The following is a 25,313-nucleotide window of genomic DNA, read 5'->3' on the forward strand; positions in this document are numbered from 1 at the left end:
CTAATCCGCACCTCGGCGTATTCGCTAGCGCCTCGAGCGCGGGTCCAGGGCGTCGCGCAGCCCGTCACCCAACAAGTTATACGCCAAAACCGCGACCAGGATAAAGAGGCCGGGGATCAAAAGCCAGGGCCGCTCGGTAAAAGCGATGATCCCGGTCTGCTGGGCTTTGGACAGCAGCAATCCCCAAGAAGAGGCGGGTTCTTGGATGCCCAGCCCCAAGAAGGAAAGCCCCGACTCCCCCAGGATGAAGCTGGGAATCGAGAGGGTAACGATCACGATGAGGTAGGTGAAGGTTCCGGGCAGGATGTGCCGGGTTAGCGTACGGGCATCGGAAGCCCCCAGGGCCTGAGCGGCTTGGGCATACTCCATCTCCCGTAGCTGCAACACCTGGCTGCGCACCGTGCGGGCCAAGCCACCCCAGTTGACAAAGGAGAGGATCGAAACCACCAGCATGAAGCGGGTGGCGGGGGGAATGTCCTGCGGAATCAGCACCGAGAGGGTGATGAGCAAGAAGAGGTCAGGGATGGCCGCCAGCACCTCGGTAGTGCGCATGATCAGGGTGTCCAAATCCAGCTTCACCGTCTGCCAGATGAGGAAGTAGCCGATGGCTACTAGCAGAATTACCCCAGCAGCCCCCGCCAGGATGGCCTCGAGCCCTTGGCTGGTCTGCAAAAATCCCTGCAGGGTGATCCACAACAGCCAGGCCAATCCCAGCCAGACCAACGTCCAACCTAGGGCCTTGAGCCAGGCCACAAGCGGAGGTCCTCGCCTGAGATAGCGGCGAAACTCTGGGCTAGCCAAGCCTATGCTGAGGGTGATCGGCTTTCCGGCGTAGAGCCCGGCGATCCCCCCGAAAAACACCCCGATGATGAGGGCCAAGCCGGTGGCGAAAATCCCCACCGTGAGGGAGACCCGTGCTCCAAACCAGATGCGCCCCCACAGATCCCGGCCAAAATCATCGGTACCCCAGAGGAACAGGTGGGCTTGTTCGCTCACCAGCCAGTCGCCCCCCATGAGCCGTAAGTTGGCCGGGATGAAGCCCAGGAATTTGTACGGCTCCCCGCGTACAAAGAAGTAGATCGGATAGCGGCCCTTGCTACAGTCGGTAATCACCTCCACCCGGAAGGTCTCGAGGTTCCTCCTGCGCTCGCTGGGGCAGACGTAGGGGCGGGTTAGCCTGCCATCGGTATCGCGCCAAAAAATGTGGGTTGGAGGCGCATAGCTGAACTGGCGGAAGCTCTTGCTCTCCGGGTAAGGGGCGAGAAAATCCGCGAATAGGGCCCCCAAATACAGCAGCAAGAGCACCACCCCTCCCAGCCGGGCCAGAGGGTGGCGGCGGAAACGCCGCCAGGCCATCTGGAAAAAGCTCTCGCTCTTCCCCATGCCTTCGCGAAGCTCGATTTTTCCGGTCATGGGCGCTCCTAGTTGTAGCGAATCCTGGGGTCCACCCAGGCCAAGAGGAGGTCAGAGAGCAAGTTGCCCAGCATCAGTAAGATGGTGGTGACAGTGATAAACCCCATAACCAGGTAAAGGTCTACCGCTGAGATGGCATCGAGCAGCATTGGCGTGATCCCCGGCCAGGCCATCACCACCTCGATCAACCCGGCCCCGCCGATGAGGGCCGGGAGCAGGAACCCGATCCCCGCCACGATCGGAATCACCGCATTGCGCAGGGCGTGCTTGTAGATAGCGACCCGCTCGGTCACCCCCTTGGCCCGGGCGGTGCGGATGTAGTCTTGGGAGAGCACCTCGAGCATCTGCCCGCGCATCACCCGTATGAGCCCAGCCGTTCCGGTGGTGGCCAGCACCAGTACCACCGGTAGAGCGTGCCACAGCACATCCAGGGTGCGCTGCCACCAGGGGGCCTGCAAGTACGGCACCCCGCCCACGAACTCCGAGGTCATGCCGCCGATGGGCAAGATCTTCATCCCGGTGGTGTCGTTGAGCCATACGGCGACAAAAAGCATAATCAAGGCGAAGAAAAAGTTGGGGATGGCCACCCCGATAAAGGCCAGCACCGTGAGGATGCGATCCCCGATCGAATACTGCCGCACGGCCGAGTATACCCCCACCGGGACGGCGACCAGATAGATGAGCAAGGTGGAGAGCACCACCAGCACCATCGAGTTGAGGATACGGGGCCAGATTACCTTCCAGACATCGGCCTTGTAGGAAAGCGAGAGCCCCAGTTTTCCTTGCAGTATCCCTGAGACCCACTTGGCGTACTGCACCATCCAGGGCTGGTCGAGGGCGAACTCCCGCCGCAAGGAGGCGATGGATTCCCGGGTTTGGGTGGGGTCTAGCTCGAGGCGGGTGACGAAATCCCCCGGCGCCAGCTGGATGATGATAAACGCCAGCAGCGTAGCCCCGAAAAAGGTCGGAACGAGCTGAAGCAAGCGTCGAACGATATAGCTCCACATAGTGACTTCCAAGCCGAAGGGGGCGAGCGGCCAGCCCGCCCCCTGCAACGGAGCGCTTTAGTCTTTGGTGAAGACCGTTTCGATGTAGGGGTACTGCCCGACGATGGCGTTGATCTCTTCCTTGGGGAAGAGGCCGCCGACGCGGTTGAGGCGGGCCGGGTTATAGGCCGGAGCCACGGTGTAGATGAGCGGCAAGTTCTCCGCTACCACCTTCTGGAACTGCACGTAGATCTCGCGCCGCTTGGCCGGATCGAGGGTGGTGGCCCCTTGCTTCATCAGCTTGTCGATGAGGACTTCAAACGGCTCGGTGCGGGCTGGGTTCTTGCCGTTTACCCCCTGGTTCCAAGCGTGGAGCGAGCCGTTGAGTTCCCACACGTTGCGGCTGAAAGCGGGCTCGATGCCGCCGGTGAGGCCGATGAGGATGGCATCGAAGTCGCGGGTACCGTCGGCTGCGGGGCTGGTGAGCTGGCGCACCAGCTCGTTGAAGTCGATGGGGCGGTAGTTAACCTTGACCCCGACCTTCCTGGCCTCATCGGCGAAGATCTGGGCGATCCGCTCGCGCAGGGTGTTGCCCTGGTTGGTGGCCAGGTTGAACTCGAGCACCTGCCCCTGGGCATTCACCAGGAAGCCGTCCTTGTTCTTGGTGCGGAAGCCGAGCTCGGCCAGGAGTTGGGTGGCCTTTTGCGGGCTGAACTCGTACTTGGCCACGTCGTCGGTGAAGAACTGCTTGACGGGGATCGAGATGGGGCCCCACTGCGGCTTACCCAGCCCGCCCTGGGCCACTTCGATCATGGACTTCTTGTCCATCAGGTAAGCCATGGCCCTTCTGAACTTCACCTGGCGGAAGAGGTTGGCCTTGAAGGAGTCCTTGTTGTTCCAGTTGAAGACGATGAAGTTGGTGCCAGTGGTCACGTCGGCGTTGGGGAAGATCTGGCCATTGAGGCGGCCTGAGCGGATGCGCTCGAGCACCTGGGCCACCTTGTCGCCGTCGGGGGCGGCGTAGAGGTCGGTGTCCCCACCCAGGAAGCGGGCCAATTGGGCTTCGGTGTTGGAGACGATCTGGAAGGTCCAGCGCTCGAGGTAGGCTACCGGGTTAGCCTTCTCGTCGGTGCCCCAGTAGTTGGGGTTACGCTTCAGCACCACCCGCTCGCCCTTGGCGTACTGGTCGAGGGTAAAGGGGCCACCCACCACGATCTGGGCAGGCGGGGTATCCAGGTTGTAGAGCGCTTGCAGCTTCTCCGGCCCCTGGCGGTAAGCCGGGCCGAAGATGTGCTCGGGGGCGATGAGCCAGCCCTGGATCAAAGCCGGGGCGTAGGGCTTGGGGAAGTCCGCGCGCACCGTGTACTGGTCCACCTTGCTCCACTTGATCGGCTGGCCGTCGAGGACGAAGCTCGAGCGGCTGTTGGAGTTCACCTTGGGGTCGGCGTGGACGGTGGCGCTAAAAATTACATCGTCGGCATCGATGGGCTGTCCATCCGACCACTTGGCCCCCTGGCGCAGCTTGAAGATCACCGTGAGCCCGTTGTTGCGTACCTCCCAGGAGGTGGCCAGGTACCCCTCTGGCTGTAGGGTATAGGGATTGTAGCCGGTGAGGTAAGGGAAGAAGTTGTTGATGATGTCAGTGGACGAAGTCTCCCGCGCCACGAAGGGGTTGAAGGTGCGGGGGTCGGAGATCGAAGAGATGCGGAGCGATCCACCCTGCTTTCCCACCTCGGTGCCCTTGAACACCTTAGGCTGCGCCAGGGCTAACCCCGCCAGCGCCAGCATGCCCAGAACAAAAAGTTTTTTCATGCACTCCTCCTGCATTTTTATCCAACAAGTCTAGCGGCTTGGGAATGGGACATTCGCGCAGCTAGCTTTGGACTCCGGTTCAAGGTATCGAGCTATCCATGCTGTTGTCAAGGGTTGGCCAGCCGCCATTCGTTGGGCTTGCATCCACCTAATGGTGGACTATGGGCCGAAGCCTGGGAAAAAAAGCCGGTGCCCTTCAAGGCACCGGCTGAACCTCAGCACCCCGACTTTAGCGCGGCAGACGGCCCAACAGCCAGGCCAGCACCACGAAGGCGATTCCCAGCCCCGCGGTGATGCGGTATAGGCCGCCGGTAACCCCGCGCGCCTGGAACAGGTCGCTCGCGCCCCCCAGAAGGTCGCCCCCGGTCTGTTTGGGCTCCTGGGCGAGCACGAAATACACCAAACCCGCCGCTATCAGCAGGTAAAGAACCAGGAGAAGGTTGTAGACAATTTCCATCGATCCTCCGAACCCGGGCCACCGGCCCGGCTTATGCGCCTTGGTGCCGGGAGGGGGACTCGAACCCCCATGGCTGCTAACCGCTCGATTTTGAGACCATCTCCAGAGCCGAAGACCATAAAAAACCCGTCCAGGACACAACCGGTTCACTCCACGGCACCGGGTGGTGCGACCATCATACCCTGAAGGTCTGTCTTAGCACAATAGCAAGCGTTTGCTAAGTTGTCAGAAACACCGTCCAGGACGATGTTTCTAAGCGCTCGGTGTGATAAAATTGGGCCATGACGGTCCGGGGCGACCAAAGGGGTCATCAAGGCCCGCCTGAGCGGGCACGGCGGCTATTCCGCCGCCAGCAAAGGGTGGGGAAAACCCGGGAGAGGATTCCCTTCCTGCCACCCTTACCCCCACACCTTCGCGGACCGATTTGGGGCGAGTATAAGAAGGCCCTTGATCAGCACAAGGCCGTGCAAGCCCACCTAGCCCGGCGAGGGCTGGCCACGGTGGCCGAGCGGGCTTTGCACTCCATTCACCGGTGGTTTTGGCGCACCGTGGCAGAGGCGGTTCGGGGGGTAGCCCTGGAGCTGTTTTTACTTTTTCTGGCAGCCCTTTTTCAGATAAAGCCCACCCCCTCCACACCCGTCGATGAGAGACCCCTCAGCCGTGCCCCTCCGGGGTTTCTGAGCGTAGTTTTTCCGTCAGCTCCGAATGCCGTTCGGGGTCGGTAGGCTTTTCGGCTTTCGGGCTTACTGGACCCCGGCTATGGCCGGGGGTGTTCGGAGAGCAAAAACATGAACAAGGATCAGGATCATAAAAAACTGATAAAGGTCACAGAGGCGGCCAAGCAGTTGGGGGTTTCCCGGCAAACTCTTGCTCGCTGGATTCGGCAGGGGTGGATTCCTGCCGTGCAGATCGGCGATAGGTTCAGGGTTTCTGCTGAGGTGATCGAGGAGCTTCTCGACAAGGCCAAAAAGGTGCCCACCCCCCAGGCCGAGGAGGTGGGCTAACGTGGGGCAGACTCTACCAGAGGTGATGGAGGTGAGCAACTGCCCCTCCAGTCTAGCGCAAAAGCGCCGCTGGGTGGTATGGCGCTACGTGGAGCGGGACGGCAAGCAGACCAAGGTCCCTTTCCAGCCCGACGAAAAGCCCGCCAGGAGCAACGACCCCACCACCTGGCACACCCTGGAGGAGTGCCGGAAGGCCCTCCAGGGTGGCCGGTTCGACGGCTTGGGCTTTGTGCTGGGGGACGGTATCACCGGAATCGACCTCGATTGGAAGGAATATCCCGGTGAGGGTGTCCCGACCGAAGCCCGGACCATCGTGGACCGGCTCGACTCTTACGTGGAGTGGTCACCCTCCGGCAAGGGCTGCCACATCCTGTTGCACGGCAAGCTGCCCGAAGGGTGCCGCAACCGAAAAAAGCTAGCCCCCGGTGTGGAGTTGGAAGTTTATGACAAGGGCAGGTTTTTTACCTTCACAGCCGAGCACTGGGAAGGCTACCCCGACGATCTCCAGGAGTGCCAGGCCGAGCTAGAGGCTTTGCTAGCCGACTTGGGGGTGTTGTCCACAACACCAGCACCCCACCCTGTGGCGCTGGACGACCAGGCCCTGCTAGAAAAGATGTTCCAAGCCGAGAACGGGGCCAACATACGCCGCTTGTGGCAGGGTGACACCAGCGGCTACTCGTCCCAGTCCGAGGCCGATTTGGCCCTGTGCTCGCACCTACTGTGGTGGACGAACAACGATGACGGGCGTGCAGATCGGCTGTTCCGGCAGTCGGGCCTGTACAGACCGAAGTGGGATGAGCAACACGCTGGGAGCGGCAAGACCTACGGCGAGATGACCCTGGAGAAGGCCCGGAGTAGTAGCCCTTACCGGGGACTGGAGGCGCAACCGGAGCGGAAAAAGGAAAAGGAATCCACCCGCCTGGTATCCCTGGCGGCAGACGCGCAATTCTGGCACAGCCCCGACGGGACGGCTTGGGCGAGTATTCCCGTCGAGGGTCACATCGAGCACTGGCCGGTGGACAGCCGCCCCTTCCGGCTTTGGTTATCCGGGCGCTTTTATCGCACAGAGGGCAAAACCCCTCACCACCAGGGGCTGAAGGATGCCCTTGCTGTCCTGGAGGCTAAGGCGCTTCACGATGGTGTTTCATGCCCGGTGTTTACCCGGCTGGCCGAGCACGATGGGCGAATCTACCTCGACCTGAGCCGCCCCGATTGGAGTGTGGTGGAGATAGACGCCCACGATTGGCGGATTGTACCCGCCGCCGGTGCACCGGTGCGATTCCGGCGTACCCCGCACCAGAAGCCTTTGCCGATACCTGAGCGGCCCGGTGACCTGGAACCGCTGAAGAGGCTTGCCCCCACAAAGGACTGGCCTCTGCTCCTGGGGTGGATCATCGGAACGCTGAACCCTGGGCCAGGAGCATACCCGCTGCTGCTCCTGGCCGGGGAAAAGGGTGCGGGGAAGTCTACGCTGGCCCGTATGCTGAAGGCCCTGGTGGACCCCAGCGAGGGGATGCTGCGCACCGAGCCGCGCAGCGACGAGCCGGTGATCATTGCCGCGCTAAACGATCTGATCGTGGCCTTCGACAACCTGTCGGGTGTCCCGCCCTGGTTATCCGACATTCTGTGTGTGGTCGCCACCGGTGGGGCTTTATCGAGGCGGCAGCTATACACCGACAGCGGGGAGGTCGTGTTATCGGTGTGCCGCCCGGTGATCCTGACCGGGATCGGCTTTGGCCTGCTGCGCGATGACCTGGCCGACCGGACGCTGCGAATAGAGGTAGCTCGTATTCGGGACGAACAACGGTTGACCGAAGGGGAGCTGTGGCAGCGCTTCGAGGCAGCGCACCCCCGCATCCTGGCCGCCCTGCTGGACGCCGTGAGCACCGCCCTGGCCCGAAAAGCGGAGGTAACCCTCAAACCGCTACCCCGGATGGCCGACTGGGCGATCTGGGCCGAGGCCGCCAGCCCCGCCCTGGGCTGTGCTCCGGGTGAGATCGTGCGGGCCTTCAACAGCGCGCAACAGGCTTTGAGCGCCGATTTGCTGGAGGGGAACCCCCTGGCCCAGGCTGTGCTCGATCTGGTGAGCGATTGGCCGGAGGGTAACCGTCAAGTCTACACTTCCAGGGAATTGCTCGACGAGCTGGGGCGGATAGTGGGCAGCCCCCCTCCGGGCTGGCCGCGATCCCCTGTGGCCCTGGGCAAAGCTCTGCCGCGCTTGCAGGAGGCCCTACGCCGGGCCGGGGTTATCCTGACAGGCCAGCGCGACTCTTACACCAACTCTTTTATATGGAGCCTAGAGGTTCGGGCACAGGCCGAACGTGCCCCGGAGGTGGAAAGCCCCCCGGCTGCCCTACCCTCTCAGGAGGCCCTATCCGATAATCCCGCCCAAACCCCGGAGGAGGGGGAAGACGGGTGGGAGCGGCTGGAAAGGAATATCCCCCGGATACTGGAGGCCCTACGGGCAGAGAAGCCGAGATTGCTACGCCTCAAAAGCGAGCAGGGGGAGAGTTACCCCATGATCCTCAAACCGGAAGAGGAGCTGGCGAAGAGGGGAATAGGCCCTCGAAGCTGGGAGGAACTGCTGCGGGATCAGATCGTAATGGGGAGGAAGGAGTGGCCACAGGCCAAGAGGGTTGAGGTTTGGGCGGAAACCCCTGAGGGGTGGAAGCCCCTTTGATCTGAACGGTACAGAGACCCCGCCAAAAGAGGCGGGGTGTGTTTTACCTACACTGTATAGGTAACCGTTCACGGGATTACAGTTGGGGTACCTACACCCTCCGCAATCCCCACAGCTAGGCTGTTGGGCTCCGGAGGTTCCGGAGATGAACTGGAGATGAGAATCGGAATCTCCGGAAAGTTTTTGCCGTCTGGAACGCTGTTTCCGGAGTTTCGGAGGTTCTGGAGGTTTTTCCGGTACTTTTCGCGCAACATATACACGGGGGGGTGTTACCCCCCCCGTACCCCCTTTCTCTTCTTCTGCGCACTAAGGGGGGAGAATCTCCAGAATCTCCGGACCTCCGGAGAACCCGTCCTGGACGTGTTTTTTTCTCCGGAGATTCTTTTTCTCATCTCCGGAATCTCCGGAAATCTCCGACCCCCGTCCTGGACGGGTTTTCTCAAAGAACCCCTCCTCTAATCTCGTTTTTCATGTTTTTCATCTCTCTCCGGAATCTCTAACCCCCCCCACAGCCCGAAGCTGTGGGACTTGTGGCGGGTGTGTGGAAGATTGGTCACCCCAGGACACAAGTCGTGCACTCTGCCCCGGCTGTGGTGGGGTTTGTTATGTCGAGGACAGATTATCAGGGGCTTTGTACGGTTAGAAAATAGCCGCTAACTTTACTTAGGGGAAATTACCAGCCGGGTCACTTCCCCTTCTTCGAAGCGCCGTCCACAATCTCCGTATACAGGCTCTGCGCTTCCCTCTTCCCCACCGGCTTGACCCTAGGCCCCATGCCCTTCAGGCGCTTGCCTATGCGGGCTAGAGCCGCCTGTGCGGCAGCTTCCGCCTCTTCGAGGGTGTGGAAGTACGTCCCCCCGTTCTCCAGGGGAGTAGGCTCACGAAGGTACTTCTCCCGGGGAGGCTCCCACTCCTCCGTGATCTTTTTCAGGGCCAGCTCCGGGGAGGCATTGGCATACACTCGCCAGGAGTAGTATTCGTACAGCTTCCAGCGCTCCTCGTCGGTCAGGTTCGGGTTCATGTTACCTATACAGTATAGGTAAAGCTCTCAGTTTGGTCGAACGGCCTCATAGGCCTTGGCCAAGTACCCCTCGGCCAGATACCCCCACAGCCTGTGTACCGACACACACACCCTGGCCCGTCTCTCCAAATCTCTCAGGGGCCACCGTACCGGGGGGCTATACTCTCCGGCCAGGAGAAGATAGGCTTTCTCGGCGCTGATGACCAACACATCCGTACCGTGGGCCAACAAGTTGGCAATCTCTCGGCTCGTCTGTGGAGAAAGGCCCCCAAACTCCTCCGCCTGGTAGCAAAGCTTCAGGTCGCAATAGCGCTTCTCGTTTGGCAAAGTGATGCTGTAATCGTAAGGCGTAGCCTGGTCCGACCTGGACAGCTCGACCCTGATCAGGTCCACAGGCTGGTGAAAGGCCCTGGAATAGACCCTGTAGATTCCGGGCAGCAAGTCTAGCTCGACGTGCTTCGAGGCCCCGTATTCTTTGGGGCGGCTTGGCAAATTGGCGACACGGAAATAGAATGGCGAATGCAAATACCTCACAAATACTTTCCCCCTAGTTGTGCCCCTCCACAGAGCCCGCCAGCCCTGTGGAGGGGAATGTTTTACCCTAGGTTCTCATCAAACAGAACCTGATCGTTGCGGGTTATTTTGAGCCCCCAGCACAGGCTGTTAGACATGGAGCCCAGAAAGTCTCTCAGGTCCCAAGCGTGCCCAAAGACGCCCACCTCCGGGAGTCCCCAGGCGTCGTGCTTCACGACGTAATGGGCGAACTCCGGCGGGAAGTCCAGGCTCTCTCTGGCCCTCTTGAACAGACTTTCGTCCACCAGAGGGATTCTCTGCCCCCCAAGGATCAGGGTGGGGCCACGGAGGCTGAAGACCTCCTCGAAACTGTGGTCTTTTCCCCGCATCAGCCGCAAGGAGTACGTGCCGTTCCGGCGCAGTGTCGGAAGGGCTTCCCGGAGAATGCCCTCGATCTCGGCGGGGTCTTGTTTTCCTAGGGGCAGCACGTCGAAAAAGCCCCCGTCTTTCACGAAGTGCGCGACCTCGGCCCCCGCCAGGAGGGGGGCAACGTCACCCAAATAGTGTTCCAGAATCCGCCAGGGGCGGAATTGGGGCTGTGTCTTCATTATTCCCCACCCCGCTGCAGCCGCTCCAGGAAGGCCTTTGGCACATAAACCCGCTTCCCTAGACGAAAAGATGGAATATCCCCCCGCTTGATCGCTTTCCACACTGATCGATAGCTCAGGCCGAGCATCTTTGAAGCCTCCTTTATCCGATAAGCTGCGCGTTGTGGAGTTTCCATAGACCCCCTCCAGTTACCATTATATACCCCCGATAGTCTCCTATTTTCCGGGGTATTGGGGTGGCAGTTTTTCGAGGAAGTTTGCCTATCGGCTACTTTCGGCGTAGCAGGCGGCTGACAGGCGAGTGCTCAGCGTGGAGGACGCTAAGGTCGGCCTGGGCCAGTCGAACGTACCGCTGCGTCATTGCCGGTGTTCGGTGCCCCATCAGCGTTTGCAGGGCGAAGGGGTTCAGCCCGTCCCTGACCATCGTCGTTGCAGCCCCCCTCCGAAAGCTGTGTGGCGGCTTGTAGGCCTGCCCTGCCGCCCTGGAGAGCCGCCACAGCATGGAGCGTAGGGCCTCGTAGCTCATGGGGTCACCCCGCCGGGTCAGAAACAGCCGGTCGCTATCCGACATCGGTCGCTCGGCCTGGACGTAGACACGAATCGCCCGGCGGGTTACGCTGCTCACCGGCAACACCTGCCACATCCCCCCCTTGCGTCTGACCCGTAACCCTTCGGGCTGAACATCGTCCAGCCTCAGCCCCAAGACCTCGCTGGCCCGGCTGGCGGTGTCCCATAGGGCTAAGATCAGGGCACGATCCCGCAGGGGGGTACTGGAAGTCTCGGCGGCCTCCAGCAAGCGCCGTACTTCGGCCTCGCCGATCACCGGCACTTCGCCCACGACGAGCCGTGGACCTTTGACACTCTTGGGGTCCAGGGCCTCCACCCCCTCGGCGCGCAACCAGTTCAGGAAGGCCCGCACCGCCCGCCACACGGCGTGAACACCGCCGTGGGACATCCCCCGCTCAAACTGATGACGCAGGAAGTTCTTCAGGTCATCCGCCGTCAGTTCTTCCGGGGGCCAATCCCCAAAATTGCGCAGGAATACGATAAGGGTATCCCGGTAAAACGCGATAGTTTTCGGGCTCAAGCCCCGCGATTGGCCGTCCAACAGAAAAGCCTCGAAGTACCGCCGGATTGTTGGGGAAGTTCTGACCTTCTGACGTTTTAGCCCGCTCGACTTGCGCATTTTCGACCCCCTCCACCCCCCGCTGTTGCAACGCCATAGGCGTGTCCTGGACGGTCGAAAGCTCAAGTCGCATGAACGACAAAAGCACCAGAGCGATTTTTTGCGCTCTGGTGCGCCTTGGTGCCGGGAGGGGGACTCGAACCCCCATGGCTGCTAACCGCTCGATTTTGAGTCGAGTGCGTCTACCAATTCCGCCATCCCGGCTTGCTGCGCAACCCCTCTAGCGACCTCAGGCCGAGGTCGCCTGATAGCTTACGCAGCTTCTAAGGCCTTGTCAATGACCGTTGGCCCTAGCGCGGCCCTGGGATATCTCCCCAGTTGCGCTCGCGCCAGGTCAAGTGGCCCAGTCGGGAAGCGCGTGCCAACACCAGCAACCCCAGCCCGATGAGCACCGCCCAGTCTCCCAGCCGGGTGTAGAGAGTCTGTCCGGGAGCGGGGGCGTAGGGGGCGGCCAGGTAACCCGCCACATGCTGCGGTATGCGTGCCACTACCCGCCCATAGGGGTCAATCGAGGCCGTCACCCCGTCGTTGCCCGCCCGCAACACCCAGCGACCATTCTCCACCGCCCGCAAGCGGCCCATCTCGAAGTGCTGAAGGGCCCCAAAACTGGGGCCAAACCATGCGTCGTTGGAGCCGAGTACCAAGACCTCCGCCCCCCGCAGGGTGAGGGCTCGAGCCACCTGCGGGAATACCGACTCGTAGCAGATATAGGCCCCGTAAGGCCCCAACGTGCGGTAGCCGCTGCCGAAGGGGCGGCTGGCAAGGTCGTAGCCGAAGCCAAAAGCCCGGAAAAAAAAGCTATAGACCGGGCCGATGTAACGCTTCCAGGGGAAGAATTCCCCGAAAGGAGCCAGGCGGTTTTTGTCGTAGACCTCGAGAATCCGCCCGTTGGCATAGCGCACCGCCCGGTTATATCCGCCCTCGGCGTTGAACCCGCTCACCAGCTCCCGCTCTCCCAAGACCGCAGGGAGTGCGGGAGGAAACGCCGACACCGCGGTCTCGGGCCAGACCACCAACCGCGCCTCAGGGTGCTCGGCCAGGCCCTGCCGGGTCAGGTTTATGTATACCTGCTCGTCAGGGACGTCTCCCGCTGCTTTGCGCAGCGGGTTCACGTTGCCTTGCACCAGCAGCGCAGTCTGTGTGGGTTGGGCGGGGGGAAGCGGCAACACCCATAGCAGTGCCCAAGGAATCGCCACCCAGTACCGCCGCTGGCCCAACCCGTAGGCCACCAGCAGCACCACCAGCGAGAGCAAGTACACCCCCCCCAGGGCGGCCAGCCAGCGGCCCGGCGCCTCCACTAAGCTGTAGCCCACAAATCCCCAGGGGAAGGCCAGTTCCCCCAGCGAGGTGAGGTACTCCAGTACTACCCACCCCCCTGCCCGCGCCAAGGGCCGCCTCAGGGTGAGGCCAAAGAGTATGCCCCACGTCGCTGCCTTGGCCAAGATCAGCGGAACAAAGGGAACCACCCCCCAAGGCCCAAACAAGTCGGCGAAGCTCCAGGGGAGCCAAACCAGGTGCATACCCCAAAAACCCAAGCCGGCCCACATCCCCGCCCGAAACCCCCCCTCCCGCAAGAGCAGGGCCAGCGGGAGGGGGGCCAGGATCCCTAAGGGAGAAGGCGGCAGCGTGGCCGCCAAGGCCAAGCCCAACAACAAAGAGACGAAGGGAGCGCGCGCACGACCCCGCACGCCCCTAGCATAGCGGGGGGCGGTGAGATTGCCATGGCTCACCAGATTTTCATGTCAGAATAGAAGCGTACATGCGGATTGGAATTATCGCCGACATTCACGCTAACCTTCCTGCCTTAGAAGCCGCCCTCACCGCGCTCCGGGAAGAAGGGGTGGATCAGGTTCTGGCTATCGGGGACACGGTAGGGTATGGTCCCCATCCTCGTCAGGTGCTGAGGTTGCTCGAGCGCGAGGGGATCGCCTGCGTGCTAGGCTCCGCCGACATTCGGGTGGCCTTCAACCTCCCTGGCGAGACCCGTTCAGGGGTCGCGGAGACCGTTTTGCAGTGGACCCTTACCCAGCTAGGTAAACGCGAGTTGAATTTTTTGCGCCATCTCCGTCTGCGCCACCGCATGGACATCGGAGAAGGGCGGCTGTTAGCTTTTCACGGCACCCCTGATGACCCCGAGGTCAAGATCGACTTCGACCTCCCGGTCACCGAGTTGGTACGGATATTCGAGCGTTCACGGGCCCGCTACATGGTAGCGGCAGGCCGACACATCCCCTATGAGCGCCGGGTGGGGCAGGGAATTCTGGTGGATCCTGGCTCGGTTGGGCTCACCCTTGGGGGGGAGCCGGGCGCGGACGTGCTTCTTTTGGAAGAAGACCCCGAACCCCAAGAGGGTTACCCTGCCCTCAAGGTGCGATTTCTCAAGGTGCCTTACGATTTCGGCCAGGTACTCTTCGATTTGGCTGCCTGGGAGCTGCCTCCAGTCCTCAGCGATGTGATCCGGCAGGGGCGGTTTCCGGGGTAACGGGTACCAGAGCTCAATCTAGCGCGGAACGCGCCTGCCGCACCACCTCCGCGTCGGGGTCGAAGAGGAGCTTCCGGGCACTGGCCAGATCCCCCAACCGGACCAGAGCGTGGGCCGCGGTGGCTCGCACGAGCGGGCTGACATCTTCTGCGGCCCGGCGCACCAGGGGCAGGTACCGCTCATCTTGGGCGTTGGCGAGCGCGATCAAGGCGTTGCGGGCCAGGCGGGTGCGCCCCGGACGTAAAAAAACCGTCCCGGCATACTTGCGAGCAAACGCGTGGCCGGAGAGAAAGAAAAAATCCTGGATATCCGGATGGGCCAATTCCGCTTCGGGGGTGAAACCCCGCCAGAACTCCCGGGCTTTGCGGTTCCAAGGGCAGACGTGCTGGCAGATATCGCAGCCCAGAATCCAATCCCCCAGACCAGGCCACAGCTCGGTGGGGATCCACCCGCGGTGCTCGATGGTCCAGTAGCTGATGCAGCGCCTCGCATCGAGGGTGCCATCGCCGGGTAGCGCCTGGGTAGGGCAACCGGTAAAACAACGCGTGCAGCGTCCACAGCGATTCTCATAAAGCTTCTTGGGCCTTTCCTCGAGCGCGAGCGAGGTCAGCAACACCGCCAAGGTGAGGTAACTGCCCTCTTCCATCCGCATCAGCATGGCGTTTTTGCCGATCCAGCCCAGGCCACCCCACACCGCGTAGCTGCGCTCGGAAAGCGGGCCATGGTCTACATACCCCTTGGCCTCGAGGCCAAGCCGCCGGGCTAGGTTCTCCAAGCTTTCGATATGGGGCTGCAGCAGCGCGTGGTAGTCGCGCACCCAGGCGTAGCGGGCCACCCGCCCGATGCGGACTCCCCCTTCCGGCAAGCCGGGGTCGGGGTAGGCATGGGAAGCCGCCAGCACCAGGGCGCTTTTAGCCCAAGCAAAGCGGCGGGTGGGCTCGAGGCGATCCTCTATGCGGGCCTCGAGGTAGGCCATACCGGCCTGATACCCTGCCACCAGCCACTCCCGGTAGCGCGAGCGCACCCCTTCCGGCAAATCCACCGCTGCCCAGGCGGTGAGAAACCCCCGCTCCCGAGCTTCAGCTTCGATTCGCTCTCGCGCCTCCATCCTCCGCATGCTACCCAAGCGCAGGGCCTTATACTCTAAAGAATGGAACGGGTAAACATCGTCTTGCTCGGCGCGGGCACCGTGGGCAGCGCCTTCGCGCAGCTTTTGGCCCGGCACCACGAGCGGTTTAAGGGCTTGGGGGTCGAGCCAAGGCTCAGCCGGGTGTTGGTGCGCGATGCTTCCAGGAGGCGAGAGGGGATCCCTTCGGAACGCCTCACCGACCGACCGGAGGGCCTCCTCGAGGAAGCCGATGTGCTGGTGGAGGTGATGGGCGGTACCGGCCTCGCCCGGCGCTTGGTGTTACAAGCCCTGGAGCAGGGCATCCCGGTGATCACCGCCAACAAAGCCTTGCTCGCCGAGGCCTGGGGGGAACTCCGCCCCTACGCCGACGAGGGGCTGCTGTACTACGAAGCTAGCGTGATGGCCGCCACCCCGGTGGTCTCGGCCCTCTCAGGGGTCTTGTGGGGAAGCCATTTGCTCGAGCTGCACGCCATATTGAACGGCACCACCAACTACATCCTGGGCCGGCTCGAGGGGGGCGCCACCTATGCTGAGGCCCTGGCCGAGGCCCAGGCCAAGGGCTACGCCGAAGCCGATCCCACCCTAGACGTGGAGGGCCTCGACGCGGCGCACAAGCTTACTGTGCTGGCCCGGCTCTGCGCCGACCCCGACTACCCCTGGGAAGAGGTGCGAGCCCATACGCGGGGCATCACCCACCTCACCCCCACCGACCTGGAAAACGCCCGTCAGCAGGGGCAGACCATACGCTTGGTCGGAAGCCTCTACCCCGAAAACGGAAGGTGGAAAGCGGTGGTGCGCCCGGTGCGGCTGCCGCTCGAGCACCCCCTGGCCCGCGCCGGGAGTGCCCGCAACGGCCTGGTCTTCCGGGGGGACGCTTGCGGTGAGCTGGTCTTTAGCGGGGCCGGAGCCGGAGGAGCCGCCACCGCCAGCGCCGTGTTGGGGGATCTATACCAACTTTTGATGGGCGTTCCCGGCCACGCCCCCATCTCGGCTAAAGCCCCGGTTCCCGATTACCCGGCAGAACGGCTCGAGGAAGTCTGAGCCTGATACACTGTGGGCGGCCACTTTCTTTATGGTTCGCTACTTCAGCACCCGTGACCCCCACAAAACCCCCCTCTCCTTCGCCGAGGCCCTGCTCAAAGGGCTCGCGCCGGACGGGGGGCTGTACCTCCCGGACCGGATTCCCACCCTCAGCCCGAGCACCTGGCTCGAGGCGAGCTCCCTCGCAGAAGTCGGGGTGAAGGTGCTGGGAGCGTGGCTGGAAGAAGAGATCCCTGCGGCGGACCTCGAGCCCATCGTCCGTGACGCGCTAAACTTCCCTTGCCCGCTCGTCCCGCTCTCGGATGGGGTGTACGTGCTCGAGCTGTTCCACGGCCCCACCCTCTCCTTCAAAGACTTCGGGGCGCGCACCATGGCCCGGCTGATGCAGTACTTCCTGGCCCGCCGGGGCGAGCGGCGGATCATCCTGGTCGCCACCTCGGGCGACACCGGCAGCGCCGTGGCGGATGGCTTTGCCGGCCAGGACAACATCGAGGTGGTCCTGCTCTACCCCAAGGGCAAAGTGAGCGAGGTGCAGGAGCGCCAGCTCATCGTGCGGCGAAGGGGAGTGCGGAGCTTCGCGGTGGAGGGCAGCTTTGACGACTGCCAGCGCATGGTGAAAGAAGCCTTCGTAGACCCCCAGCTCTCGCACCTGCCGCTCTCGAGCGCCAACTCTATCAACATCGGGCGGCTCCTACCGCAAACGCTCTACTACCTGTGGGCGGCCCGACAACTGGGGGGCGGCGCGGTCAACTTTTGCGTTCCTAGCGGCAACCTCGGCAACCTCACGGGGGGCGTTCTGGCCGCTTTGATGGGGCAGCCGGTCCCCCGCTTCCTCGCCGCGCATAACGCCAACCACTTCTTTCCCGACTTCCTGGCGGGCCGGGCAGAGGCCTACCAATTCCATCCCACCCTCGCCACCCTCTCCAACGCCATGGACGTGGGCGCGCCCAGCAACTTCGAGCGCCTTTACACCCTGTTGGGAGCGGACAGGCTGCGCGCGTGGGTCTGGGGGACGGTGGTCTTGGATGACGCGACGCTAGGCCGGATGCGGCAAACCCATGCGCAGCATGGCTATGTAGCCTGCCCCCACACCGCGGTAGGGCTCGAGGCCGTGGCCCGCTACCGCGCCGCCGGCGCCGACCCCACCCCTATCATCACCCTCTCCACCGCGCACCCCGCCAAGTTCCCGCACGCCGTCGCCCAGGCTCTCGGCCTCGCGGCCCCCAAGGAAGCCGCGCTCGAGGAGCTGTGGGGGCGCGAGGTCGCGGTGGAAACGATCCCCCCAACGGTGGAGGCGCTCAAACAGCACCTGCTATAACCCCCGCCCTGGCCTCAGGCCCCTGTCATCTTGGGCGCTATCCTGAGGCTTGGGTGTTGGTCTGGTGTTCTCTGACCCGGTGGTTGCCTTTGGTGGTGTTGTTGGCCGCCTCGAGCAGCGAGGCCCGCCGCTTCCCGGGCGACACCCTCTACGCGCTCACGGCACAAAGCACGTGCATCCAGCGTTGCTCCCAAGCCTCGAGCCCTGCACCAACCGCTTTTGCGCCCCCCCTGGTGCTGCCTTATTCGATTGCGGCGGTACCGCCCGCTGCACCAGCGCTGTTACGACCCAAGGCGGCGGGCAAAGGGATCAGGCGCGAGGGGGGTTCGCGGATTCCCCAACCAGCAGATTGGCCGGCTCTCCCCTCGAGCCCCCCCTGTCCCGACTTGAATCCATCGGCTTGCGGCTTTAGTGAAACTCGTTCGGGGAGTATCTCCATGCAGCAGCCCATAGCAAACAACCCACCTGCAGGCAAACCCAGCTTTGCGCGCTACCTTTGGCAAGCGTGGCTTCGCCCCACCGCTGAAGCGCTGCTGCTGGCCCTGCTCATCACCACCTTCGCGTTTACCGCAGTAGGCATAGTAGGCACCAGCGATCTGCCCAACCTCCATCCAGGCGAGCGGGTGGTAGTTCTCAAATACCAGACCTGGCTGCACCGCTTCGGCATCGGCAGCTTCAAACGGGGCGACTTGGTGGTGGTCAAGCCGCCCCTTACCGATCCCTACGCCATCCAACCCCTGCCGCTTTTGGGGCAGCTGGGCTTCAACTTCCGACCCTTTTTCATCAAGCGGATCGTCGCCCTGCCCGGAGATCGCATCCGCATGGAGCAGGGGGAGCTTTTCATCAACGGGGTAGCGGTGAATGAAAGCCACACCCTCCCGTATTGGCGATCCTTGGGACAACTGGATACTATCTCAGATCGGGCCAACTCCGACGCCTGGCCCTTCCGCCAGGGCCAAACGGGGGAGTACGTGGTCCCCCAGGGGATGTACTTCGTGATGGGGGATAATCGCTCCTACGGCGGCTCGGAGGACTCGAGGGCCTTCGGGCCGGTTGCACTCGACCAGATCGGTGGAAAGGCCAATTTCGTACTCTGGCCCCCCATCCGGCGCGACGAAAGTGGTCAGTGGCGGGTCAACTGGCGGGTAATGGGTACCCCGGAAGGATTCCGGGCGCTCGAGCCGCGGTGATCCGGGCGGCCTGCCGCCCGGAAGACCTTGCTAAATAATCCGCCGCGTTTTGCGTTTAGGGTACGGCGTGTTAGGGCCACACCCTGCCCCAACAATCAAGTTACCGGGGCACTTGGCGTATGTTAGGCTATAAGGAAGTGTATGCGCAGCAAGGAAATCAAACCCAACAAGGAACCCTTCGCCGGGGCCTATTTCGTGGGCTTGGCGATTACCCTAGCCCTCCTCATCGGCGTGGTAGCGGTAGGCGCGGGGATGCCCCCGGCGGTGTCTGGCTTTGTGGTGGCCTTTGGCCTGGGGCTCACGGTGAGCCCCAAATACGCCCGCTGGTTCCTTATCGCGGGGGTATTTTCGGCCCTTATGGGCTTTCTTGGCCGCGAAGAGCAGGTGACCTGGGGCGGGATCGGACTGGTCTTGTCCCAGCTCATCGTCTGGCGATTCGTCAGGTCGTGAAAGCCCAGCAGCTAGCCCAGGGGCTCGCCCTCGCAGGGGTAGCCGGGTTGGTATACTTTTGGCTTTTGAGGCCCAGCAACCCCGGGGCGGTGTTCTCGGTCGCCCTGATGGTCGCCAGCGGCATCGTGCAGTATGGCGGCGATAGGCCCTTCATCCTGCCCTTTTACGCCTGGCTGGCGGGGATCTTGCTGGCGTTGCAGGCCTTTTGGGGGGAGTTTCTGGCCGCGCTGCTAGGCATCTTGTTGGGCCTGGGACTACCCTATCTGTACTACCGAACCCTTCGGGAGAGCGCATGAAAGCTGCCCTCATTCACCTCGCTACCCGAGAGACGCCTGTAGCTACCCTCAAAGCCGCCTTGCCCCTGATCGAGCAGGCCGCCCAGGAAGGGGCTCAACTGGTCCTTTTGCCCGAACTCTTCCCCAGCGGGTACCGCTACCCCGACGCCGCAGCGACGCCCCAGGTGCTCGAGGCCCTGCAAACCTCGGCCCGCCAGCACCAAATGGTAATCCTGGCCGGGGTGCTGGAGCAGGCCGGGGAGCGCTACGCCAACCGGGTGCGCATCCTCGGTCCGCAGGGCGAACTGGGCTGCTACACCAAAACCCACCTCATCCCGGCCTTTGGCGAGCCCGAGACCATGATCCCCGGCCAAGCGCTGGTGCGGCTAGGGCTCGAGGGTTTCCAAGCCGGGGTGGCGATCTGCTTCGACCTGCGCTTTCCCGAGCTGTTTCGCACCTACGCGGTGGGCGGGGTGACCCTCTTCCTCGTCCCCTCCGCCTGGCCCATGAGCCGCAGCTACGCCTGGGAACTTTTCTGCAAAGCCAGGGCTGCCGAGAACCAGGCCTACCTGCTCGCGGTCAACCACGCCGAGGAGCCCTTCGGGGCGGCCAGCCTGGCCGTTGACCCACTAGGGATGGAGCTGGCGCGGCTTGAGGTAGAAGGGGTTAGGGTGGTCGAACTGGACCCTACTTACCCTCACCGCCTGCGCCAGGAGTTCCCGCTCTTCTCCCAGCGCCGCCCGGATTTGTACAAGCTCTAGGGCTGATTTCACGCACTTAATTGGCCATACGGGAAACGCAAGAGGCTTGGTGGCGAGGAAGAAATGTCCCTAGCGCGCGATAGCTTGACCGATGGCTCACTGGCGGCGCACCCAGCCTGCCAGCAAGTAGACTAGCGCTCCTGCCATCAGCCCGTCGCCCAAGGGGGGCAAGTACGGCCCAAAAGCGCTCAGGTTGAAGCCTAGCCCAATGAGCAGCGGCCATGGGGTGAGCACCCAGGACAGGCCGTACTGCCGACCGGTGGCGGCCAACATAAAAGCCAGCCCCAGCCCCCGCATGTATCCGATCCAGCCCGATCCGATCTCGTTTTGGTATATAAACCACAGCAGGTTGAGCCAAGCTCCAGCCGCGGCCCACGGAAGCCGGGCGCGGCGAACGGCCAAGGCTCCCGTCCCGGCAAGTAACAGCCACAGCAGAAGATCGATCATCAAAGGTTTGTTTACTCGCCAAGGCCCCGGCGGTTTTCCAGGGCTCGAGCCAGCGTCACCTCGTCGGCATACTCGAGGCTTCCCCCCGCTGGCAAGCCGTAGGCCAGCCGGGTGGCTTTGATTCCCCGTTCCTTGAGCGCATCAGCCAGGTAGGCGGCGGTGGCCTCGCCCTCCACGGTCATTGAAGTGGCGAGGATGACCTCTTCGACCTTAGCCCCCAGGGCTTCAGGGTTCTCCGGCTCGAGCCGCTTGTACAAACTTCCCAGGTTGAGCTGTTCGGGGCCAATACCCTCGAGGGGGTTCAGGGCCCCGCCCAGGACGTGGTAGAGCCCGCCGTACTCCCCGCTCCGCTCGAGGGCCATCAGGTCCCCTACGCTCTCTACCACACAGACCAGACTGCGCTCGCGGTGCTCGTCGGCGCAGATCGGGCAGAGCTCGTCTTCGGCCAGGTTGCCGCAGATCGGACAGGGGTGCAACGCTCGAGCCGCATCTAGGGCCGCCAGGAGTTCCTGGGCTGCGTCTGGCTGCATCACCAGGTGTAGCCCCAGCTTTTGCGCGGTCTTGGGACCTACGCCGGGCAATACCGCCAGGGCCCGCACCAATTTGAGTAACCGTTCAGGGTAGCGCATCGCCGCCTACTGCTCGACGCCCAACGCTGAAGCCCAAGGGCGATCAGGCCGGGCTTTAGAGCATTCCCCCTAACATCGAGCCGATCCCTCCCAGCTCGCGGCCCATCTCTTTTTCGGAAAGTTCGTGAGCTTTTTGTTGGGCGTCTTGAATCGCTACCAGGAGGAGATCCTCGAGGGCCTCGAGATCCGATGGATCCACCGCTTCGGGTTTGAGCTTCACCGCTTGGATCTGGCCGTGGCCGTTGGCGGTGACTTCCACTAAGCCTGCGGCGCTTCCTACCACGGTCATCGTTGCGAGCCTTTCCTGCACCTCGGCGGCTTTTCGTTGGGCCTTCTGGGCCTCTTTCATCAACTTCTGTAGGTTCATGGGTCCGTGTCTCCCGCACCCATTATAGGCGGTGCACCCGCGAGGGAGCGGCGTGTCGTCGGAGGAGTTTCACGTTTTTGCTGCGGTCGGAGCGGTGCTGGCTTCGGGAATCCCCCCCAGCAGCGTGACCGTTAGCGCCAACGCGGTCACGGCCAGGCCGCAAAATACTATGGCCTCCGTGATGCCCAACATGGCGGCTAGGGTCGCGCCCAGGGTAGCCCCCCCGATCTGGGCTGCGTCTGTCAGGCTGATAAAGGTGCCCAAGATGCGCCCACGCTGATCTGGGGGGGCAGCAATCTGCAAGATGCTTCGCATCGGGACGATAAACCCGGCGTTCGCCACCCCAAAGAGAAAGCTGGCCATCCCCACCCAGATGGGGTAGGGGAAAGCCCCCATGGAGGCATAGACGAAACCAAAGACCATCAAGGCCAGTAGGAACAGCCGCTCTCGAGCCATCCGGCGGGTGATGTGCGGCACCCATAAGAAGCCCACCAAGGCCCCGGCGGCGGTCAGGGCTTCTATCACCCCAAACCCCTGCACCCCGATCCCCAGTACCCTGACCGCCAGCACGTAGCCCAGCACGGCTTCGGCGGAGCCAAAGAGGGCCGCTATGGTGATGCTGAGCACGCTATAGCGCAAGGTGCGGTTGTGCCAGAGGGGCCGGAAGCCCTCGAGCAGAGCGGTGAGGTAGCGGCGGCGGGGGCTTGGTTTGGGTTTGAGGGCCGGAAGCCGCAGCAAGTATAAAGCCGAGACCAGGTAGGAGAAGGCGTCGATATAAAAGGCCGGGGCGAAGCCCACCCCCGCCACCAGCAGCCCCCCCAGGGCCACGAAGCCGATCTCCGCCACGCGGTTGGTCAGGAGCAGGAGACTATTGGCCTGATCCAGCGAAGCTTCGGGAACTAGGTCGGCCACTGCGCTGTTGAGGGCCGGGTAGCGCAGGGCATCGGTGGCCGCAACCAGCACGGTCAGCGCGATCAAAGCCCCCAGCGAGCGAATCCCTAGCAGCGGAATCAGTGCCACCAGAGCCATGCAGAGGAGGTCCGAGTACAGCATGATCAGGCGGCGGTCGTTGCGGTCGACGAAAGGACCCAACAGCGGTCCCAGGATGACCCGGGAGAACAGCTGGGCAGAGATGAGGACCCCCGTCCAGACCAACCCGTACGTCTCGTTAACCAGGGCTAAAAGAGCAATACGGTGTACTTTATTGCCCACCTGGGAAACCAGGTTGGATAAAAACAGGCGCAAAAAGGCCGGTTGCTGGAAAATCCCCACCATGTTAGGCAGATTCTACATCCACCGATTGGTGGATGGATATCGTCGTTGGGGCTGAGGTGGGTTTGGGATGGCCGCTCGGCGGGGAAGCCGCCGAGGGGAGCTCAGCGGCAAGATCCCCCGCGTTTTGCGTACCAGCCTTACCTCAACCCTCAGCACGTCCCACGTCGTACGAAGGGGATTGGTCCCCTAGGTGTACCGGCTCCGCCGGTCCCAAAGGGAATCTACCTCCGGGTGTACGGAGCTTGCTCCGTCCCGATAGGGGATCGTCCCCTAGGTGTACCGGCTTTGCCGGTCCCGATAGGGGATCGTCCCTTGGGTGTACGGCGGTACGCCGTCCCGAAAATTGCCGGCTTACCGGCGCACTTAGGCACTTTCGAACTGGGAGTTGGGCAGCAGCAGGCAAGCCACCCGCAATCCTTCCCTGGCCAGCACCCCCATCCCCTCCGGGACGCTCCACACCAGCAGGTCGTCGAGCCGGCGCGGCATCTGAGCGGCAGTGGCCACGTAAACGGTGTCTTCTTGGTAGCGCAGCGAGAGCACCACCGAGCCCAGCCGCACGCTGACCGGGGCCTCGCTCAAGGTGGAGGCCCCAACCCCTCCCAGGGTGTCGCGGGTGGGGGGGCGGTGGCCCGCCCATTCGGAGAGGGCAGTCGCCAAAGCCCGCCCTTGGCGCTCGAGCCCCAGCTGAGAGGCCACCTCTTCCATCAAAAGCGGCCAGTTGGAGCTGCTGCTGATCCGCCCGCGCACCACCTCGAGCCCTTTGCGGGCGAACTCCTGGAGGGCATCCGGCGAGGCCTCGCCATAGCGCTGGGCGGATTCCGGGGCGAAATTGGAGTAATCCACCGGCCCCTTGAGCCGAGCCGAGAAGGCCCGCAGGAGCCGCAGGTAGGCGAAGTGTTCATCAGGGCGCAGCAGGTGGGCCAATACCCGCCCCTCGGCCAACAAGGTGGAGATGTGGGCCCCTACGCGGGGCTCGAGGCGCAGGTGAAGGTAATGGCCATGGCGGATCGCCCACACCTCAAAGCCCCCTACTTTGATGGTCAGGGGTTTCGCCGGATCCAGTGGGTAATCGGTGCCTTCGAGGCTTAGCGTGAACTCCCCAGCGGTCTCGCTGAGGAGGACCTCGAGCCCACCCAGGCTAAGCCGGGCCGGCAACAGCCGCAGGGTGACGGCTGCGTCTTCGGGGCCGATCGCCTCCTGCCGAAGATCGGGGTCTTGTCCCCAGAGGATTTTAGCCGGGATCTGGGGCAGAGGGGCCTCGCCGCGGGGGGTTGGCAGGTAGCGGTAGAGCAGGGCGGCCAGCCGCTCCGAGGCCTGGTGGAAGCGCTGGCGGTCCTCTTCCAGCACCAGCGACAGGCGCCGCTCCTCCGCCGCCACCGCTTGCAAGCGCTCCTCCAGGGCGCGGATCTCGGGTAGCGGCAGCTGCATGCGCTGGGCTTCTTCCAGCGCCCGCCGCAGGCTCTCCACCGAGGTGCGCCGCCCCGCTCCCTGGGGCCTCAGGGCCCCTTCGCTCTCGATCACCCGGCGCATGAAGCGGCGCAGGTAGGCCACGGTCTCCTCGGGGGGCAGGCGCAGCCGGTCCGGCAGGCGGTAGGCTTCCTTGAAGAACTCCAGCAGTAAAGCTTTGGCGACCCCAGGGTCGTCGAAGCTTACCAGCGGATCGGAAAGGGCAGGTATGGCCTGAGAGAGGGTAAAACGGGAGAGGTTGTAGTCCTGGGCGAACTGAGGGGTTTTGGAGTAGGCCTCGAGGTTTTGTAACAGCGCGTAAACGAGGCGCAATTCCTCCCGTTTACCCGAGAGCAGGTGTTTGACCTGTCGCTCCAGGTCGCGCTCGAGCCGCACCCAGTACACCGACTGGGTAAGGGCCTCGAGGGCCTGGCGCTCGGGGCTGGGCCCGTCCGGGACCAGCTGAGGCTCCTCCTCCACGAAAACGCTGCTCAGTTCAGCGGGGGGTGGTTCAGCGAACACTTCGCTCAGGTTGTGCTGAATCTGGTTTAGGCTGCGGAAGCGGGCGTCCGCCTGGCGAAAACGCTTGGCGTAAGGGCCTTGATGGGCCAGCTTGATCAGCAACTGACGCAACCGGATCACGCTGGCCCGCCCCCCCTTGGGTTCGCGCCCGGCGGTCAGGTCATCGACCTTGTACTCGTACAGTTCGACCAGTTCGGCCAATCCTTCGCTCATTGCCCCTCCAAAACACTCCTCGAGCCTACCAAACCTTTCCCGCCGAGCTTGTGATGGGCGATTCATCGAGGGCCCCTCCAGGCAGTAT

25 protein-coding genes and 1 tRNA gene are annotated in these 25,313 nt (G+C 63.1%); 9 read left to right on the forward strand and 17 right to left on the reverse strand.

Annotated features, from left to right (window positions below):
- Positions 1–24: 24 nt before the first annotated feature.
- The 4 genes from DNA98_RS01325 to secG all read right to left on the reverse strand — a co-directional run bounded on the left by DNA98_RS01325 (position 25) and on the right by secG (position 4,668).
- Entirely contained in the window at positions 25–1,413 is a 1,389-nt protein-coding gene (locus DNA98_RS01325) for an ABC transporter permease (protein ID WP_110524820.1), read from the reverse strand.
- Positions 1,414–1,421: 8 nt separating this feature from the next.
- Positions 1,422–2,420 carry an ABC transporter permease gene (locus DNA98_RS01330; RefSeq protein ID WP_110525376.1) on the reverse strand — a complete coding sequence of 333 codons (999 nt, stop codon included), beginning with the start codon at positions 2,418–2,420 and terminating at the stop codon, positions 1,422–1,424.
- Positions 2,421–2,477: 57 nt separating this feature from the next.
- Positions 2,478–4,211 carry an ABC transporter substrate-binding protein gene (locus DNA98_RS01335; protein ID WP_110525378.1) on the reverse strand — a complete coding sequence of 578 codons (1,734 nt, stop codon included), beginning with the start codon at positions 4,209–4,211 and terminating at the stop codon, positions 2,478–2,480.
- Between the two features lie 229 nt (positions 4,212–4,440).
- The gene (gene secG, locus DNA98_RS01340; protein ID WP_110524822.1) at positions 4,441–4,668 is read right to left on the reverse strand and encodes a preprotein translocase subunit SecG; all 228 of its coding nucleotides are present in this window, start codon (positions 4,666–4,668) and stop codon (positions 4,441–4,443) included.
- Between the two features lie 788 nt (positions 4,669–5,456).
- Here secG and DNA98_RS01350 point away from each other — a divergent pair.
- Positions 5,457–5,672 (forward strand): helix-turn-helix domain-containing protein, encoded by a 216-nt coding sequence (locus DNA98_RS01350; RefSeq protein WP_110524826.1) that lies wholly within the window; start codon positions 5,457–5,459, stop codon positions 5,670–5,672.
- Position 5,673: 1 nt separating this feature from the next.
- Positions 5,674–8,352 carry a hypothetical protein gene (locus DNA98_RS01355; RefSeq protein ID WP_129865518.1) on the forward strand — a complete coding sequence of 893 codons (2,679 nt, stop codon included), beginning with the start codon at positions 5,674–5,676 and terminating at the stop codon, positions 8,350–8,352.
- Positions 8,353–9,037: 685 nt separating this feature from the next.
- On the opposite strand, the gene DNA98_RS01365 is transcribed toward DNA98_RS01355, so the two are convergent.
- The 7 genes from DNA98_RS01365 to lnt all read right to left on the reverse strand — a co-directional run bounded on the left by DNA98_RS01365 (position 9,038) and on the right by lnt (position 13,368).
- Complete coding sequence (locus tag DNA98_RS01365) at positions 9,038–9,373, reverse strand: hypothetical protein (RefSeq protein ID WP_110524832.1); 336 nt, start codon at positions 9,371–9,373, stop codon at positions 9,038–9,040.
- Between the two features lie 27 nt (positions 9,374–9,400).
- On the reverse strand, positions 9,401–9,766 hold the full coding sequence (locus tag DNA98_RS01370; RefSeq protein ID WP_129865517.1) for a hypothetical protein: 366 nt from the start codon (positions 9,764–9,766) through the stop codon (positions 9,401–9,403).
- Between the two features lie 203 nt (positions 9,767–9,969).
- Positions 9,970–10,494 carry a hypothetical protein gene (locus DNA98_RS01375; RefSeq protein WP_110524836.1) on the reverse strand — a complete coding sequence of 175 codons (525 nt, stop codon included), beginning with the start codon at positions 10,492–10,494 and terminating at the stop codon, positions 9,970–9,972.
- Positions 10,494–10,670, reverse strand: coding sequence for a helix-turn-helix domain-containing protein (locus DNA98_RS18460; RefSeq protein WP_110524838.1), 177 nt, complete (start codon positions 10,668–10,670; stop codon positions 10,494–10,496). The genes DNA98_RS01375 and DNA98_RS18460 overlap by 1 nt, the downstream gene beginning before the upstream one ends.
- A gap of 92 nt (positions 10,671–10,762) precedes the next feature.
- Positions 10,763–11,680: a tyrosine-type recombinase/integrase gene (locus DNA98_RS01385; protein WP_110524840.1), complete on the reverse strand. Its 918-nt coding sequence runs from the start codon at positions 11,678–11,680 to the stop codon at positions 10,763–10,765.
- A gap of 118 nt (positions 11,681–11,798) precedes the next feature.
- A tRNA-Leu gene (locus DNA98_RS01390) sits at positions 11,799–11,884 on the reverse strand.
- 86 nt (positions 11,885–11,970) lie between these two features.
- Positions 11,971–13,368 carry an apolipoprotein N-acyltransferase gene (lnt, locus tag DNA98_RS01395; protein WP_110524842.1) on the reverse strand — a complete coding sequence of 466 codons (1,398 nt, stop codon included), beginning with the start codon at positions 13,366–13,368 and terminating at the stop codon, positions 11,971–11,973.
- Positions 13,369–13,439: 71 nt separating this feature from the next.
- Between lnt and DNA98_RS01400 the strand changes: the two genes are divergently transcribed.
- Entirely contained in the window at positions 13,440–14,162 is a 723-nt protein-coding gene (locus DNA98_RS01400) for a metallophosphoesterase (RefSeq protein ID WP_110524844.1), read from the forward strand.
- A 13-nt stretch (positions 14,163–14,175) separates the two neighbouring features.
- Here DNA98_RS01400 and queG read toward each other — a convergent pair whose 3' ends face one another.
- A complete protein-coding gene (gene queG, locus DNA98_RS01405; RefSeq protein WP_110524846.1) occupies positions 14,176–15,270 on the reverse strand; it encodes a tRNA epoxyqueuosine(34) reductase QueG in 1,095 nt (364 codons plus the stop codon).
- Positions 15,271–15,312: 42 nt separating this feature from the next.
- Between queG and DNA98_RS01410 the strand changes: the two genes are divergently transcribed.
- The 6 genes from DNA98_RS01410 (at position 15,313) to DNA98_RS01435 (ending at position 20,326) form a co-directional block, all read left to right on the forward strand.
- Positions 15,313–16,332 carry a homoserine dehydrogenase gene (locus tag DNA98_RS01410; protein ID WP_110524848.1) on the forward strand — a complete coding sequence of 340 codons (1,020 nt, stop codon included), beginning with the start codon at positions 15,313–15,315 and terminating at the stop codon, positions 16,330–16,332.
- Between the two features lie 31 nt (positions 16,333–16,363).
- Positions 16,364–17,650: a threonine synthase gene (gene thrC, locus DNA98_RS01415; protein WP_110524850.1), complete on the forward strand. Its 1,287-nt coding sequence runs from the start codon at positions 16,364–16,366 to the stop codon at positions 17,648–17,650.
- Positions 17,651–18,087: 437 nt separating this feature from the next.
- Positions 18,088–18,840 (forward strand): signal peptidase I, encoded by a 753-nt coding sequence (lepB, locus tag DNA98_RS01420; protein WP_110524852.1) that lies wholly within the window; start codon positions 18,088–18,090, stop codon positions 18,838–18,840.
- A gap of 141 nt (positions 18,841–18,981) precedes the next feature.
- Positions 18,982–19,290 carry a hypothetical protein gene (locus tag DNA98_RS01425; RefSeq protein WP_110524854.1) on the forward strand — a complete coding sequence of 103 codons (309 nt, stop codon included), beginning with the start codon at positions 18,982–18,984 and terminating at the stop codon, positions 19,288–19,290.
- A 65-nt stretch (positions 19,291–19,355) separates the two neighbouring features.
- Positions 19,356–19,586 (forward strand): hypothetical protein, encoded by a 231-nt coding sequence (locus DNA98_RS01430; protein ID WP_129865516.1) that lies wholly within the window; start codon positions 19,356–19,358, stop codon positions 19,584–19,586.
- On the forward strand, positions 19,583–20,326 hold the full coding sequence (locus DNA98_RS01435) for a nitrilase-related carbon-nitrogen hydrolase (protein ID WP_110524858.1): 744 nt from the start codon (positions 19,583–19,585) through the stop codon (positions 20,324–20,326). The genes DNA98_RS01430 and DNA98_RS01435 overlap by 4 nt, the downstream gene beginning before the upstream one ends.
- A 96-nt stretch (positions 20,327–20,422) precedes the next feature.
- Here DNA98_RS01435 and DNA98_RS01440 read toward each other — a convergent pair whose 3' ends face one another.
- From DNA98_RS01440 to DNA98_RS01460, 5 genes are all read right to left on the reverse strand, one after another.
- Complete coding sequence (locus tag DNA98_RS01440) at positions 20,423–20,773, reverse strand: hypothetical protein (protein WP_110524860.1); 351 nt, start codon at positions 20,771–20,773, stop codon at positions 20,423–20,425.
- An 11-nt stretch (positions 20,774–20,784) separates the two neighbouring features.
- Entirely contained in the window at positions 20,785–21,402 is a 618-nt protein-coding gene (recR, locus tag DNA98_RS01445) for a recombination mediator RecR (protein ID WP_110524862.1), read from the reverse strand.
- Positions 21,403–21,457: 55 nt separating this feature from the next.
- Positions 21,458–21,769 carry a YbaB/EbfC family nucleoid-associated protein gene (locus DNA98_RS01450; protein WP_110524864.1) on the reverse strand — a complete coding sequence of 104 codons (312 nt, stop codon included), beginning with the start codon at positions 21,767–21,769 and terminating at the stop codon, positions 21,458–21,460.
- A gap of 69 nt (positions 21,770–21,838) precedes the next feature.
- A complete protein-coding gene (locus tag DNA98_RS01455; protein ID WP_110524866.1) occupies positions 21,839–23,044 on the reverse strand; it encodes an MFS transporter in 1,206 nt (401 codons plus the stop codon).
- Positions 23,045–23,407: 363 nt separating this feature from the next.
- Entirely contained in the window at positions 23,408–25,225 is a 1,818-nt protein-coding gene (locus tag DNA98_RS01460) for a hypothetical protein (RefSeq protein WP_110524868.1), read from the reverse strand.
- Positions 25,226–25,313: the final 88 nt, after the last annotated feature.

This window comes from Meiothermus sp. Pnk-1 (genome assembly GCF_003226535.1).
Classification (GTDB): domain Bacteria; phylum Deinococcota; class Deinococci; order Deinococcales; family Thermaceae; genus Allomeiothermus.